The following is a 14,407-nucleotide window of genomic DNA, read 5'->3' on the forward strand; positions in this document are numbered from 1 at the left end:
CGGCGCCGTCAGCCTCCACCCAGGGCGGCCCTCCGCGCCTGTGCGTACTCGGCCTCGGTGATCAAGCCCGCCGCTCGCAGCGCCTCCAGCTCGGCGAGCCGGTCCGCCAGCGGGCGGGCTGAGCCGGGACCCTCGCGCGCGAAGCGGGCCGCGACGTCGGTCCGCAGGGTCAGCGGATCCACTCCGAGCGAGCGCGCCCGGCGCGCGTTCACGATGATCAGCACCACGACGAGCACGATCACGACGGCGATGATGATCGGCACCGCGGTGAACGCGATCGAGTACCAGGGCGGCACGACGGTGTCGGCGGGAACGGCGTCCCTGTGCTCCTCCTCGGGGTCGGTCCGCCACCGTCTCGCGCTCCGGCGGACCGGTGGGGCGATTCGCACGCGGCGTCCAGACTCCTCTGCCGACGGGGCCGCGTCGACTACACTCGACGGGTCAGCCGGACCGGCCGATATCGCCGCGCCCGCGTACCGGGCTCGCCGGCGCAGACTTCCACCGAAACGGATCCCCCTTCGCATGGCCTCTACCACCGACATCAAGAACGGCACCGTCCTCAGCATCGACGGCCAGCTCTGGAACGTCATCGACTTCCAGCACGTCAAGCCGGGCAAGGGCGGCGCCTTCGTCCGCACCAAGATGAAGAACGTCCTCACGGGCAAGGTCGTCGACAAGACCTTCAACGCGGGCGCCAAGATCGACACGGCCAACGTCGACCGCCGCGACTTCCAGTACCTCTACCGCGACGGCGCGGACTTCGTGTTCATGGACACCAGCGACTACGACCAGATCACCGTCCCCGAGGCGGTCGTCGGCGACGCGGCGAACTTCATGCTCGAGAACCAGAACGTGACCCTCGCCCTGCACGACGGCGACCCGCTCTACATCGACCTCCCCGCCTCGGTCGTCCTCGAGATCACCTACACGGAGCCGGGCCTCCAGGGCGACCGCTCGACCGGCGGCACCAAGCCCGCGACGGTCGAGACCGGCTACCAGATCCAGGTCCCGCTCTTCCTCGAGCAGGGCACGAAGGTCAAGGTCGACACCCGCACGGGCGACTACCTCGGCCGCGTCAGCTGAGCCGGGCCTCCCGTGAGTGCTCGCACGAAGGCGCGCAAGCGCGCCCTCGACATCCTCTACAACGCCGACGTCCGGCAGATCAGCTTCGCCCAGTCGCTGCGCGCCGAGGCCGAGCGGGCGGCGAACGAGCCGGCCCGTGAGGCCTCGTGGCTCTACGCCCGCGAGATCGTCGACGGGGTCATCGACCACGCCGACGAGATCGACGAGCTGATCGCCCGGCTCGCCCAGGGCTGGACACTCTCGCGCATGCCGCTGGTCGACCGCGCGATCCTCCGGATCGGGGTGTGGGAGATCCTGCACAACGACGCGGTGCCCGACGGCGTCGCCATCTCGGAGGCCGTCGAGGCCGCCACGTCGCTGTCGACCGACGACTCGGCGGGCTTCATCAACGGGCTCCTCGCCTCCGTCGCGGAGTCCCGCACGACGGCCTGACCCGCCCCGGAGACCTGCTCGGCCCGCCGGATCCCCGTGATCGGGCGGGCCGAGGTCGTTCCCGGGCTGCCCGTCCGGCGGGCCGCGCGACGGCCCCTATACTCGACACGGCTTTTCCTTTAACAGCCGTCCTGTGAGGCGGGGAAGGAGGTCGGTGTGACGGCACGAATCGTGCTCAACGGCGCTGACATCACGCGAGCGCTCACGCGCATCGCCCACGAGATCCTCGAGTCGAACCGCGGCCCCGAGTCGCTGGTCGTCCTCGGCATCCCGACGCGCGGCGTCGCCCTCGCGAGGCGCATCGCCGAGACGATCGCGCGGATCGAGCCGGACGGTCCCCCCGTCTTCGCCGGCTCCCTCGACGTGACCATGTACCGCGACGACCTCTCCCGGCACCCGGTCCGCACCCCCGCGCGCACCGCCGTCCCCGCGAGCATCGACGGCCGGACAGTGGTCCTCGTCGACGACGTCCTCTTCTCGGGCCGCACCATCCGCGCCGCCCTGGACGCCCTCAGCGACATCGGCCGTCCGCGGGCCGTGCGGCTGGCCGCGCTGGTCGATCGCGGGCACCGCGAGCTCCCGATCCGGGCGGACTTCGTCGGCAAGAACCTGCCGAGCAGCCTGAGCGAGCGGATCAACGTCCGGCTCGTCGAGACGGACGGCGAGGACCTGGTCGCGATCGAGTCGCAGGCCGCCGGCGAGGAGACGGCTCCGTGAAGCACCTGCTCTCGACCCGCGACCTCGACCGCGCGAGCGCGATCGCCCTCCTCGACATCGCCGAGGACATGGCGGACGTGCAGAACCGCGAGGTCAAGAAGCTGCCGACCCTCCGCGGGAAGACCGTGGTCAATCTCTTCTTCGAGGACTCCACCCGCACGCGGATCTCGTTCGAGGCGGCGGCGAAGCGGCTCTCGGCCGACGTCATCAACTTCAGCGCGAAGGGCTCCAGCGTCTCCAAGGGCGAGAGCCTGAAGGACACCGCGCAGACGCTCGCCGCGATGGGCGCCGACGGCGTGGTCATCCGCCACAGCGCCTCCGGAGCCCCTGCGGTTCTGGCGGCGAGCGGCTGGATCGACGCGTCGATCCTCAACGCCGGCGACGGGACCCACGAGCACCCGACCCAGGCGCTCCTGGACGCGTTCACCATCCGCCGGCGCCTGCACGGGGCCTCCGCGTCCCGCGGCAAGAGCCTCGACGGCGTCGCGGTCACCATCGTCGGCGACGTCCTGCACTCGCGGGTGGCGCGCTCGAACGTCTGGCTGCTGACGGCGCTGGGCGCCGAGGTGACCCTGGTCGCACCGCCGACCCTCGTGCCGGTCGACACGCGCGACTGGCCCGCGACCATCCGCTTCGATCTGGACGAGGCGATCGACACCGGGCTCCCCGACGTCGTGATGCTCCTGCGCATCCAGCTCGAGCGGATGTCGAGCGGGTTCTTCCCCAACGGCCGGGAGTACGCGCGGATCTGGGGCCTCGACGACGAGCGGCTCGCCCGGCTGGGTCCCGATACCATCGTCATGCACCCCGGACCCATGAACAGGGGCGTCGAGATCTCCTCGGCGGCCGCCGATTCGAGCCGCTCCACGGTGCTCGAACAGGTCACGAACGGAGTGTCCGTCCGGATGGCCGCGCTCTACCTGCTGCTGTCCGGCGAACGGGAGGTCCACTGATGAGCACTGCCCAGCCGCTTCAGAGCACGGCGCCGGAGCGGATCCTGATCTCGGGGGCGACGCTCGCCGACGAGTCGACCGCCGACCTGCTGATCGACGGGTGCGTGATCGTCGAGATCGGCGCCGACCTCGACTCGCGCGGGGCCCGCGTGATCGACGCCGACGGCCTCCTGGCGCTGCCCGGCCTGGTCGACCTGCACACCCACCTGCGCGAGCCGGGGTTCGAGCAGAGCGAGACGATCCTCACCGGCACGCGAGCTGCGGCCGCCGGAGGCTTCACCGCCGTCTTCGCGATGGCCAACACCTCGCCGGTGCAGGACACCGCGGGCGTGGTCGAGCAGGTGCAGAGCCTGGGCGAGGACGCCGGCTACGCGACGGTCCGCCCGATCGGCGCGGTGACCGTGGGTCTGGCGGGGGAGTCGCTCGCCGAGCTCGGCGCGATGGCCCGCAGCCGCGCGGCCGTGCGGGTCTTCTCGGACGACGGGAAGTGCGTCTCGGACGCGCTGCTGATGCGCCGCGCTCTCGAGTACGTCAAGGCGTTCGACGGAGTCGTCGCCCAGCACGCGCAGGAGCCGCGGCTCACCGTCGGCGCGCAGATGAACGAGGGCGCCGTCTCCAGCGCCCTCGGCCTGCAGGGCTGGCCCGCCGTGGCCGAGGAGGCGATCATCGCCCGCGACGTGCTCCTCGCCGAGCACGTGGGCTCCCGCCTGCACGTCTGCCACGTCTCGACCGCGGGCTCGGTCGACGTCATCCGCTGGGCGAAGGCCCGGGGGATCGACGTGACCGCCGAGGTCACCCCCCACCACCTGCTCCTCACCGAGCAGGCCGTCGCCGGCCAGGACGGGCCGAGCTACGACGCCCGCTTCAAGGTGAACCCGCCGCTGCGCCGCGACGAGGACGTGCTCGCCCTCCGCGAGGCCCTCGCCGACGGCACCATCGACATCGTCGCCACCGACCACGCGCCGCACCCGGTCGAGGCGAAGGACTGCGAGTGGGACGCCGCGGCGTTCGGCATGGTCGGCCTCGAGAGCGCGCTGAGCGTGGTGCACGCCGCCGTCGTCGAGGACGGGCGGATGAGCTGGTCCGACGTCGCGCGCGTGCTCTCCTCCGCCCCCGCCCGCATCGGCCGGCTCGACGGCTACGACCGCGGCCTCGCCGTCGGGGCCGCCGCGAACGTCGTGCTCTACGACCCGGAGGCGCGCCGCCGCTTCTCCGTCGAGGACCTGCGCGGCCGCAGCGGCAACTCCCCGTACCTCGGTCGCGAGCTGCCGGGCCGCGTCGTCGCCACCCTCCACCGGGGCTTCCCGACCGTGCTGGACGGCGAGCTCGTCGACGCGGCGGTCGTCGCCGCCTCCGCGAAGGCCTCCCGTGGATAGGGCCGCGATCACGATCGTCATCGCCGCGGTCGTCGTCCTCGTCTTCGTCGGCATGCTGCTCTCCTGGCGCGCGCGGCGCCGCCGCTCGGCCGCCCTCGCGCCGGAGCCCGTGCCCGCGTCCTCGCTGGGCGCCGAGGTCGAGCGCGTCGACCTCCCGTACGTGGCCACGACCCGCTTCGAGCAGCCGCTCGAGCGCGTCGTGCTGCCGGGGCTCGGCTTCCGCGGCAACGCGGTGCTGCGCCTCCACGAGCGCGGCGTCGTGATCGCCCCCGTCGGCGAGCGCGAGACGGTGATCCCGGCCTCCCTCCTGCGCGGAGCGGGCCAGGGCAGCTACGTGATCGACCGCGTCGTCGAGGAGGGCGGCCTGCTCGTGATCTCCTGGTCGCCCCGCGGCGACGAGACCGTCGACAGCTACCTCCGCGTGGCCGAGCCCGCCCTCCGGGCGCACCTGGTCGCCGAGCTGCAGCGCCTCGCCGGCCCCCGTTCCTCCCCCTCCCACCCCGGAGCCGCCGACGGCGGTCCCGACACGACCCAGAAGGGCTCCTAGTCCGTGCCAACGACACGCCTCAGCACCGAACCCACCGCCGTCCTCGTCCTCGAGGACGGACGACGATTCCGGGGACAGGCCTACGGCGCCCGAGGCCGCACCCTGGGCGAGATCGTCTTCGCCACCGGCATGACCGGCTACCAGGAGACGCTGACCGACCCGAGCTACGCCGGCCAGATCGTCGTGCAGACCGCGCCCCACATCGGCAACACCGGGACCAACGACGAGGACATGGAGTCGCGCCGCATCTGGGTCGCCGGCTACGTCGTCCGCGACCCCTCCCGCGTCGTCTCCAACTTCCGCGCGCAGCGCTCCCTCGGCGACGACCTGGAGACCGACGGCATCGTCGGGATCTCCGGCGTCGACACCCGGGCGATCACCCGCCACATCCGCTCGGCCGGCTCGATGCGCGCCGGCGTGTTCTCCGGCGAGGACCTCGCCCTCCCCGAGGAGGAGCAGCTCGCGCTGGTCCTCGGCGGCCGGCAGATGCAGGGGCTCAACCTCTCCTCCTCGGTCTCGACCGACGAGCAGTACACGGTGCCCGCCCGCGGCGAGCGCGTCGGCTCGGTCGCGGTCATCGACCTCGGGGTGAAGACCTCGACGGTCGACTACCTCGCGGAGCGCGGCTTCGACGTCCACGTGCTGCCCGAGTCGGTGACCGCCGAGCAGGTGCTCGCGCTCGACCCGTCCGCGCTCTTCTTCTCCAACGGCCCCGGCGACCCCGAGGCCTCGGACCGCCACGTCGAGCTGCTGCGCACCACCCTGCGCGCCGACCTGCCGTTCTTCGGCATCTGCTTCGGCAACCAGCTGCTGGGGCGCGCTCTCGGCTTCGGCACCTACAAGCTCCCGTTCGGCCACCGCGGGATCAACCAGCCCGTGCTCGACAAGCTCACCGGCCGCGTGGAGATCACCTCGCAGAACCACGGATTCGCCGTGGACGCGCCGATCGAGGGCGAGCTGGACTCGCCCGAGGGCTTCGGCCGCGTCGAGGTCAGCCACTACTCCCTCAACGACTCGGTCGTGGAGGGCCTGCGCTGCCTCGACATCCCCGCCTTCTCGGTGCAGTACCACCCGGAGGCGGCGGCCGGCCCGCACGACTCCAACCACCTCTTCGACCGCTTCCGCGAGATGGTCGTGCAGCGCACGGCCGGGCGCGGGGCCTCGGAGCCCACCGACATCCCCACGACCAGCAGCATCGGAGAGCAGAAGTAATGCCGCGCAGGGAAGACATCCAGAGCGTCCTGGTCATCGGCTCCGGCCCGATCGTCATCGGACAGGCCGTCGAGTTCGACTACTCCGGCACCCAGGCCTGCCGCGTGCTGCGCGCCGAGGGGGTGCGCGTGATCCTCGTCAACTCCAACCCGGCGACGATCATGACCGACCCCGACTTCGCCGACGCCACCTACGTGGAGCCGATCACGCCCAAGGCGATCGAGGCGATCATCGCCAAGGAGAAGCCGGACGCGATCCTGCCGACCCTCGGCGGGCAGACGGCCCTGAACGCGGCCATCCAGCTGCACGACCTCGGGATCCTCGAGAAGTACGGCGTCGAGCTCATCGGCGCGAGCTTCGAGGCGATCAACCGCGGCGAGGACCGCCAGATCTTCAAGCAGCTGGTGCTGGACGCGGGCGCCGACGTCGCGAAGTCCTACATCGCGCACACCGTCGACGAGGCGATCGAGTACGCCGAGGACCTGGGCTACCCCCTCGTCATCCGCCCGTCGTTCACCATGGGCGGCCTGGGCTCCGGCTTCGCCTACACCCGCGAGGAGCTGGTGCGGATGGTCGGCGACGGCCTGCACCAGAGCCCCACCACCGAGGTTCTCCTGGAGGAGTCGATCCTCGGCTGGAAGGAGTACGAGCTCGAGCTCATGCGCGACACGGCCGACAACACGGTCGTCGTCTGCTCGATCGAGAACGTCGACCCCGTCGGCGTGCACACGGGCGACTCGATCACCGTCGCACCGGCGCTGACCCTCACCGACCGCGAGTACCAGAAGCTGCGCGACATCGGCATCCGGATCATCCGCGACGTGGGCGTGGACACCGGCGGCTGCAACATCCAGTTCGCGATCGACCCGGCGGACGGCCGGATCATCGTGATCGAGATGAACCCGCGCGTCTCCCGCTCCTCCGCCCTCGCCTCCAAGGCGACCGGCTTCCCGATCGCCAAGATCGCCGCGAAGCTCGCCATCGGCTACCGCCTGGACGAGATCCCGAACGACATCACCAAGGTGACGCCGGCGAGCTTCGAGCCGACGCTGGACTACGTGGTCGTGAAGGTCCCGCGGTTCGCGTTCGAGAAGTTCCCGGCCGCCGACAAGACGCTGACCACGACCATGAAGTCGGTGGGCGAGGCGATGGCGATCGGCCGCAACTACGCGCAGGCGCTGCAGAAGGCGCTCCGCTCGCTCGAGAAGCGCGGCTCGTCGTTCCACTGGGGCGCGCAGGAGCGCTCGGTCGAGGAGCTCCTCGAGATCGCGAGGACCCCGACCGACGGCCGCATCGTCACCGTGCAGCAGGCGCTGCGCCTGGGAGCCACGGTCGAGCAGGCGTTCGAGTCCACGAAGATCGACCCCTGGTTCCTCGACCAGATCGTGCTGATCAACGAGATCGCCGACCTGGTGCGCGAGCACGACGGCCTCGACGCCGGACTCCTCCGCCTGGCGAAGGACCACGGCTTCTCGGACGCGCAGATCGCCGAGCTCCGCGGGCTCGACGAGGCGGAGGTCCGCCGCACCCGCTACGCGCTGGACGTGCGCCCGGTCTACAAGACCGTCGACACCTGCGCGGGCGAGTTCCCGGCGCTCACGCCGTACCACTACTCCTCGTACGACGAGGAGACGGAGGTCGTCGCCGCCGACCGCCGCAAGGTCGTCATCCTGGGCTCCGGCCCCAACCGCATCGGCCAGGGGGTCGAGTTCGACTACTCCTGCGTGCACGCCTCGTTCGCGCTCTCGGACGCGGGCTTCGAGACGATCATGATCAACTGCAACCCTGAGACGGTCTCGACCGACTACGACACCTCGGACCGCCTCTACTTCGAGCCGCTGACGCTCGAGGACGTGCTCGAGGTCATCCACGCGGAGTCGCAGTCCGGCGAGCTCGTCGGCGTCGTCGTGCAGCTGGGCGGCCAGACGGCGCTCGGCCTCGCCGCGGGTCTCGAGGCGGCCGGCGTGCCCATCCTCGGCACCACCCCCGCGAACATCGACCTCGCGGAGGAGCGCGGCGCGTTCTCGCGGATCCTCGACGAGGCGGGACTTCTCGCTCCGCGCAACGGCACCGCGACCGACCTCGACGGCGCCCGCGAGGTCGCGGTGGAGATCGGCTACCCGGTCCTCGTCCGTCCGTCGTTCGTCCTCGGCGGGCGCGGCATGGAGATCGTCTACGGCACGCCCCAGCTCGAGGACTACTTCGAGCGGATGGCCGGCGAGGGGATCATCGACGAGGCGCACCCGCTGCTGGTGGACCGCTTCCTCGACGACGCGATCGAGATCGACGTCGACGCGCTCTTCGACGGCGAGCAGCTCTACATCGGCGGCGTGATGGAGCACATCGAGGAGGCCGGCATCCACTCCGGCGACTCGGCGTGCACGCTCCCGCCGGTGACGCTCGGCCGCCGCCAGATCGACCAGGTGCGGGAGGCGACCCTTGCGATCGCGCAGGGCGTCGGCGTCCGGGGACTGCTGAACGTCCAGTTCGCGATCGGCCAGGGCGTGCTCTACGTGCTCGAGGCGAACCCCCGGGCCTCGCGCACCGTGCCGTTCGTGTCGAAGGCGCTGGGCATCCCGCTCGCGAAGGCCGCGTCGCGCCTGATGGTGGGCGAGACCATCGCCGCGCTGAAGGCCGAGGGCCTGCTGCCCGAGCGCGACGGCTCCGACGTCCCGATGGACTCTCCCATCGCGGTGAAGGAGGCGGTCCTGCCGTTCAAGCGCTTCCGCACCAAGGAGGGCCAGATCGTCGACTCGCTGCTCGGGCCCGAGATGCGCTCCACCGGCGAGGTCATGGGGATCGACCGCGACTTCCCGCGCGCCTTCGCGAAGAGCCAGGACGCCGCCTACGGCGGCATGCCGGCGAGCGGGACCGTCTTCATCTCGGTCGCCGACCGCGACAAGCGCTCGATCGTCCTGCCCGCGCTGCGCCTGCGCCAGCTCGGCTTCGACATCCTCGCGACCGAGGGCACGGCCGAGGTGCTGAACCGCAACGGGATCCAGGCCCGCGTGGTCCGCAAGTACAGCGAGACCGCCGAGGGCGACGCGCCCTCCATCGTCGAGCTGATCGCCCGCGACGAGGTCGACGTGGTGATCAACACGCCCAGCGGAGGAGCGACCCGCGCCGACGGCTACGAGATCCGCGCGGCCGCGGTCGCCGCGGACAAGCCGCTGTTCACCACGATCGCCCAGCTCGCGGCGGCGGTCGCCTCGCTCGACGCGGCGAACGAGCCCTTCGAGGTGACGAGCCTGCAGGACTACGCCCTGCGCCGCGCGGAGCGCACCGCGTGAGCGGCGGCGCGGCGGGCACCGCCTCCTTCGGCTCGCGCCTCGAGGCGGCGTTCGCCGCGCACGGCCGGCTCTGCGTCGGGATCGACCCGCACGCGTACCTGCTCGACGCGTGGGGCCTCGCCGACGACGCGGCCGGGCTCGAGAGCTTCGGACGCACGGTCGTCGAGGCGGCGGCCGGCCGTGTGGGCGTGGTGAAGCCGCAGATCGCGTTCTTCGAGCGGCACGGCTCGGCGGGCTACGCCGCGCTCGAGCGCGTGCTCGCCGACGCGCGCGAGGCCGGACTGCTGGTGATCGCCGACGTCAAGCGCGGCGACATCGGCACGAGCGTCACCGCCTACGCCGAGGCGTGGCTCCGGCCGGGCTCACCGCTCGAGGCGGACGCCATGACCGCGGCGGCCTACCAGGGGCTCGGCTCCCTCGAGGGGATGCTGACCCTCGCCGAGGAGGCCGGCAAGGGCGTGTTCGTCCTCGCAGCCACCTCCAACCCCGAGGCCCGCCCCGTGCAGCGCGCCCTCGTGCAGGACGGCGGCCGGGCAGGATCCACCGTGGCACGCGCGGTCGTGGCGGACGTGGCATCCTGGAACCACGCTCACGCTCGCGCGTCGATCGGCTCGGTCGGCGTGGTGCTCGGCGCCACTGTCGCCCTGGGCGACTTCGGCATCGGCATCGACGAGCCGCTGCACCCCGCTCTCCCGGTGCTCGCGCCCGGCTTCGGCCACCAGGGCGCAGCCGTCGCGGACGCGCAGCGGCTGTTCGGCGCGCTGAGCGCCGCCACCATCGTCAGCGAGTCGCGCAGCGTGCTCGGCGCCGGCCCCTCGGGGATCGCGGCCGAGATCACCCGCCGCGCGACCGACATCCAGGAGACCCTTGTCCGCTGAAACCGTCAGCCCCGATCCCGGCGCCTCCTCGCGCCCGGAGGCCGTGCGCCGTCCCTCGCCGCCCGAGGTCGACCGGCGCGCCGCCTCCGAGGCCGCGATCGCGGCGCGCCGTGCCCGCGCCGCCGTCAAGAAGGCCGTCGCCGCCGGACGCCGCCCCGCGACCGCCGTGCTCGCGGCGGCCCAGGCCGAGCCTCTCGGAGTCGAGGGGCGGATGCGCGTCAGCGAGCTGCTCCGCGCCGTGCCCGCGCTCGGCGTGGTCAAGACGCCCCGGGTGATGGACCAGCTGCGGATCGCCGAGTCGAAGCGCCTCGGCGGCCTCGGCCGGCGCCAGGTCGAGGGCCTGGCGTCGTTCCTCGAGGAGCGGGAGTCGCGGCAGCGCCGCCCCGGCCGCAACCGCCTGCTCGTCCTCGCCGGTCCGACCGCGGTCGGCAAGGGCACCGTGTCGACCTACATCCGCGAGAACTACCCGGACGTCCTGCTCTCGGTCTCGGCCACCACCCGGGCCCCGCGTCCGGGCGAGGTGGACGGCGTCAGCTACTACTTCGTCGACGACGCCGAGTTCGACCGGATGGTCGCGGCGGGGGAGTTCCTCGAGTACGCCGTCGTCCACAACGCTCACCGCTACGGCACGCCCCGCGGCCCCATCGACGCCGCGCTGGAGCAGGGCCGGCAGGTGATGCTCGAGATCGACATCCAGGGTGCCCGCCAGGTGCGCGAGCGGATGCCGGATGCGCGGCTGGTCTTCCTCCTGCCGCCGAGCTGGGACGAGCTGGTCCGCCGCCTGGTCGGCCGCGGCACCGAGAGCGCGGAGGAGCAGGAGCGCCGTCTGGCCACCGCGAAGGTGGAGTTGGCCGCGCAGGACGAGTTCGATTTCGCCGTCGTCAACAGCACCGTGCCCGAAGCGGCCCGCGAGGTCGTAGAATTGATGTCGCCTCGTGCCGACGGTGCGCCCGCTGACCCGGGCCGCTGACACCGGGCCACCGACCACCTCCGGGCCGACGCCCCGGGTCCCACCGGGCACACGCCCCTCGGAGCCCGCGCGCCGTGTTGCTCCGGAGCCGCAGATCGGCGCTGATGCGCCTGCAAGGAGACACCCATGGCCAACAACCTCGGCATCATCGACCCGCCCATCGACGAGCTCCTCTCGAAGGTCGACTCCAAGTACGCGCTGGTGATCTTCGCCTCCAAGCGCGCCCGCCAGATCAACGACTACTACGCCGACCTCCACGAGGGCAGCCTGTTCGACAACGTCGGCCCGCTGGTCGACTCCACGATCGACGACAAGCCCCTCTCGGTCGCACTGCACGAGATCAACGAGGACAAGCTCGTCGCCAAGCCCCTCGCCGAGTAGTCCCCTCCGGGTGGGCTCCTCTCTCGAGGCCGGTCGACGGCTCAACGTCGTCGTCGGCATCACCGGCGGCATCGCCGCGTACAAGGCCGTCGGAGTCGTCCGCGCGCTGGTCCTCGCGGAGCACGACGTGCACGTCGTCGCGACCGAGGCCGCGCTGCGCTTCGTCGGGAAGCCCACCCTCGAGGCCATCTCGCGGAACCCGGTGCACACCGAGCTCTACGAGGGCGTCGCCGAGGTCCGGCACGTGGCCATCGGCCAGGCCGCCGACCTCATCGTGATCGCGCCCGCGACGGCGCACACGCTCGCCAAGCTCGCTGCCGGCCTCGCCGACGACCTGCTCGGCAACACGGTGCTCGCGAGCACCGCCCCGCTCGTGGTCGCCCCCGCGATGCACACCGAGATGTGGGCGAACGCCGCCACCGTCGCGAACACGGCGGTGCTCCGCTCCCGCGGCGTGCACGTCGTCGGCCCCGCGGTCGGCCGCCTCACCGGCGCCGACTCGGGCCCCGGCCGCATGGAGGAGCCCGAGACGATCGTCGCGGAGGCCCTCGCCGTCCACGCCCGCTCCGCCTCCGCCCGCCGCGACCTCGCGGGCGTGCGCGTCCTCGTGACCGCCGGCGGCACCCGCGAGCCCCTCGACCCGGTGCGCTTCGTCGGCAACCGCTCCAGCGGCAGGCAGGGCGTCGCGCTCGCGCTGGCCGCTGCGGCCCGGGGCGCGGAGGTCACCCTCCTCGCCGCGAACCTCGACGTGCCGGCGCCGGAGGGCGTCACGGTCCTCCCGGTGGGCACCGCCCTCGAGCTGCGCGAGGCCGCCCTCGCCGCGGCCCCCGGCGCGGACGTCGTGATCATGGCCGCGGCCGTCGCCGACTACCGGCCCGCCGCGGTCGCCGACGCGAAGATCAAGAAGGAGCAGCAGGGCGACCGTCTCGTCCTCGAGCTCGTCAAGAACCCGGACGTCCTCGCCGAGATCTCCGCCTCCCGGCGGGAGGGGCAGATCGTCGTCGGCTTCGCCGCGGAGACCGAGCCGGACCGGGACGCGATGCTCGCGCTCGGCCGCGCCAAGATCGCCCGCAAGGGCTGCGACCTGCTCGTCCTCAACAGGGTGGGCTGGGCCGAGGGCTTCCAGAGCGACAGCAACGCCGTCGTGGTCCTCGATCGGGCCGGCGATATAGTTGGCGAGGCCTCGGGCAGCAAGGCGGAGGTGGCCGATCGCGTCCTCGACGCGGTCGTGCGCTAGCCCCGCCGGTCCGCCCGCCCAGGCGCCGATCGCCTGCCGCCCGGCATCGCGCCCGCCAGGCCACTCCCGGTACGAACGACCCCGGTCCGCACGAGCCGGGACGAGAAGAGAAGCATGACCTCCGGTCCCCTCCGCCTGTTCACCTCCGAGTCCGTCACCGAGGGCCACCCGGACAAGATCTGCGACCAGATCTCGGACCGCATCCTCGACGCCCTGCTCCGCGAGGACCCGCACAGCCGGGTCGCCGTCGAGACGCTGGTCACGACGGGACTCGTGCACGTCGCGGGCGAGGTCTCCACGAGCGGCTACGTCGAGATCCCCAAGATCGTGCGCGACACGATCGTCGAGATCGGCTACGACTCCTCGGAGAAGGGCTTCGACGGCCGCTCCTGCGGCGTCTCGGTCTCGATCGGCCAGCAGTCGCCCGAGATCGCAGCGGGCGTCGACACGGCGCTCGAGGTCCGCTCCTCCGAGGCGGGCGAGGACGCCTTCGACCGCCAGGGCGCGGGCGACCAGGGCCTGATGTTCGGTTTCGCGACCGACGAGACCCCCGAGTACATGCCGCTGCCGAGCTGGCTCTCGCACCGCCTCGCCGAGCGCCTGGCCGCCGTCCGCAAGTCGGGCGAGCTCGACTACCTCCGGCCCGACGGCAAGACCCAGGTCACCATCGGCTACGACGGCACCACGCCGTCCACCATCGACACCGTCGTCCTGTCCACCCAGCACGCCGAGCACGTCAGCACCGAGAGGATCCACGCGGACATCGCGGCGCACGTCATCCGCCCCGTGCTCGAGACGGTCGACCTCGACTCCTCCGCCGTGCGCCTGCTGATCAACCCGACCGGCCGCTTCGAGATCGGCGGCCCTCAGGGCGACGCCGGGCTCACCGGCCGCAAGATCATCGTCGACACCTACGGCGGAGCGTCCCGCCACGGCGGCGGCGCGTTCTCGGGCAAGGACCCGTCGAAGGTGGACCGCTCGGCCGCCTACGCCATGCGGTGGGTCGCCAAGAACGCGGTCGCCGCGGGGCTCGCCTCGCGGCTGGAGGTGCAGGTCGCCTACGCCATCGGCAAGGCGGCCCCGGTCGGCCTCTACGTCGAGACCTTCGGCACCGGCACCGTCTCCGACGAGACGATCACCGAGGCGATCCGCTCGGTCTTCGACCTGCGCCCGGCCGCGATCATCCACGCACTCGACCTGCTCCGCCCGATCTACGCGCAGACCGCGGCCTACGGCCACTTCGGCCGGGAGCTCCCCGACTTCACCTGGGAGCGCCTCGACCGGGTCGACGACCTGCGCTCCGCCGCGGGCCTCTCGTAGCGGGCGCGGCG

14 protein-coding genes are annotated in these 14,407 nt (G+C 72.3%); 13 read left to right on the forward strand and 1 reads right to left on the reverse strand.

Annotation, left to right across the window (positions count from 1 at the left end; genetic code table 11):
- Positions 1-8 precede the first annotated feature (8 nt).
- On the reverse strand, positions 9-389 hold the full coding sequence (locus tag C5C27_RS17655) for an SHOCT domain-containing protein (RefSeq protein WP_181133402.1): 381 nt from the start codon (positions 387-389) through the stop codon (positions 9-11).
- Positions 390-522: 133 nt separating this feature from the next.
- Between C5C27_RS17655 and efp the strand changes: the two genes are divergently transcribed.
- The 13 genes from efp (at position 523) to metK (ending at position 14,396) form a co-directional block, all read left to right on the forward strand.
- Positions 523-1,083, forward strand: coding sequence for an elongation factor P (gene efp, locus C5C27_RS00570; protein ID WP_068210208.1), 561 nt, complete (start codon positions 523-525; stop codon positions 1,081-1,083).
- 12 nt (positions 1,084-1,095) lie between these two features.
- Positions 1,096-1,515 (forward strand): transcription antitermination factor NusB, encoded by a 420-nt coding sequence (gene nusB, locus C5C27_RS00575; RefSeq protein ID WP_104224751.1) that lies wholly within the window; start codon positions 1,096-1,098, stop codon positions 1,513-1,515.
- 156 nt (positions 1,516-1,671) lie between these two features.
- Positions 1,672-2,232: a bifunctional pyr operon transcriptional regulator/uracil phosphoribosyltransferase PyrR gene (gene pyrR, locus C5C27_RS00580; protein WP_104313178.1), complete on the forward strand. Its 561-nt coding sequence runs from the start codon at positions 1,672-1,674 to the stop codon at positions 2,230-2,232.
- On the forward strand, positions 2,229-3,185 hold the full coding sequence (locus C5C27_RS00585; protein WP_104224749.1) for an aspartate carbamoyltransferase catalytic subunit: 957 nt from the start codon (positions 2,229-2,231) through the stop codon (positions 3,183-3,185). The genes pyrR and C5C27_RS00585 overlap by 4 nt, the downstream gene beginning before the upstream one ends.
- Positions 3,185-4,561 carry a dihydroorotase gene (locus tag C5C27_RS00590; RefSeq protein ID WP_104313180.1) on the forward strand — a complete coding sequence of 459 codons (1,377 nt, stop codon included), beginning with the start codon at positions 3,185-3,187 and terminating at the stop codon, positions 4,559-4,561. The genes C5C27_RS00585 and C5C27_RS00590 overlap by 1 nt, the downstream gene beginning before the upstream one ends.
- Entirely contained in the window at positions 4,554-5,108 is a 555-nt protein-coding gene (locus C5C27_RS00595) for a hypothetical protein (RefSeq protein ID WP_104255383.1), read from the forward strand. Before C5C27_RS00590 ends, C5C27_RS00595 begins: the two co-directional genes overlap by 8 nt.
- A gap of 3 nt (positions 5,109-5,111) precedes the next feature.
- Positions 5,112-6,320 carry a glutamine-hydrolyzing carbamoyl-phosphate synthase small subunit gene (gene carA / locus C5C27_RS00600; protein WP_104250389.1) on the forward strand — a complete coding sequence of 403 codons (1,209 nt, stop codon included), beginning with the start codon at positions 5,112-5,114 and terminating at the stop codon, positions 6,318-6,320.
- Positions 6,320-9,610 carry a carbamoyl-phosphate synthase large subunit gene (gene carB / locus C5C27_RS00605; RefSeq protein WP_104221829.1) on the forward strand — a complete coding sequence of 1,097 codons (3,291 nt, stop codon included), beginning with the start codon at positions 6,320-6,322 and terminating at the stop codon, positions 9,608-9,610. The genes carA and carB overlap by 1 nt, the downstream gene beginning before the upstream one ends.
- A complete protein-coding gene (gene pyrF, locus C5C27_RS00610) occupies positions 9,607-10,488 on the forward strand; it encodes an orotidine-5'-phosphate decarboxylase (RefSeq protein ID WP_104313182.1) in 882 nt (293 codons plus the stop codon). Before carB ends, pyrF begins: the two co-directional genes overlap by 4 nt.
- A 43-nt stretch (positions 10,489-10,531) precedes the next feature.
- Positions 10,532-11,458: a guanylate kinase gene (gene gmk, locus C5C27_RS00615; protein WP_104354723.1), complete on the forward strand. Its 927-nt coding sequence runs from the start codon at positions 10,532-10,534 to the stop codon at positions 11,456-11,458.
- Between the two features lie 126 nt (positions 11,459-11,584).
- Positions 11,585-11,839, forward strand: a complete 255-nt coding sequence (rpoZ, locus tag C5C27_RS00620; RefSeq protein ID WP_104221835.1) for a DNA-directed RNA polymerase subunit omega — start codon at positions 11,585-11,587, stop codon at positions 11,837-11,839.
- A 10-nt stretch (positions 11,840-11,849) separates the two neighbouring features.
- Entirely contained in the window at positions 11,850-13,076 is a 1,227-nt protein-coding gene (coaBC, locus tag C5C27_RS00625; protein ID WP_104237507.1) for a bifunctional phosphopantothenoylcysteine decarboxylase/phosphopantothenate--cysteine ligase CoaBC, read from the forward strand.
- A 114-nt stretch (positions 13,077-13,190) separates the two neighbouring features.
- Complete coding sequence (gene metK, locus C5C27_RS00630) at positions 13,191-14,396, forward strand: methionine adenosyltransferase (protein WP_104237506.1); 1,206 nt, start codon at positions 13,191-13,193, stop codon at positions 14,394-14,396.
- Positions 14,397-14,407 lie beyond the last annotated feature (11 nt).

Source organism: Rathayibacter sp. AY2B7 (genome assembly GCF_002931635.1).
Taxonomy (GTDB): Bacteria; Actinomycetota; Actinomycetes; order Actinomycetales; family Microbacteriaceae; genus Rathayibacter.

What these genes read in the sequence shown, in the direction of transcription:
- C5C27_RS00590 (WP_104313180.1), top strand. Translation starts at nt 3,185, where the DNA reads ATGAGCACTGCCCAGCCGCTTCAGAGCACGGCGCCGGAGCGGATCCTG.
- rpoZ (WP_104221835.1), top strand. Translation starts at nt 11,585, where the DNA reads ATGGCCAACAACCTCGGCATCATCGACCCGCCCATCGACGAGCTCCTC.
- metK (WP_104237506.1), top strand. Translation starts at nt 13,191, where the DNA reads ATGACCTCCGGTCCCCTCCGCCTGTTCACCTCCGAGTCCGTCACCGAG.
- carB (WP_104221829.1), top strand. Translation starts at nt 6,320, where the DNA reads ATGCCGCGCAGGGAAGACATCCAGAGCGTCCTGGTCATCGGCTCCGGC.
- efp (WP_068210208.1), top strand. Translation starts at nt 523, where the DNA reads ATGGCCTCTACCACCGACATCAAGAACGGCACCGTCCTCAGCATCGAC.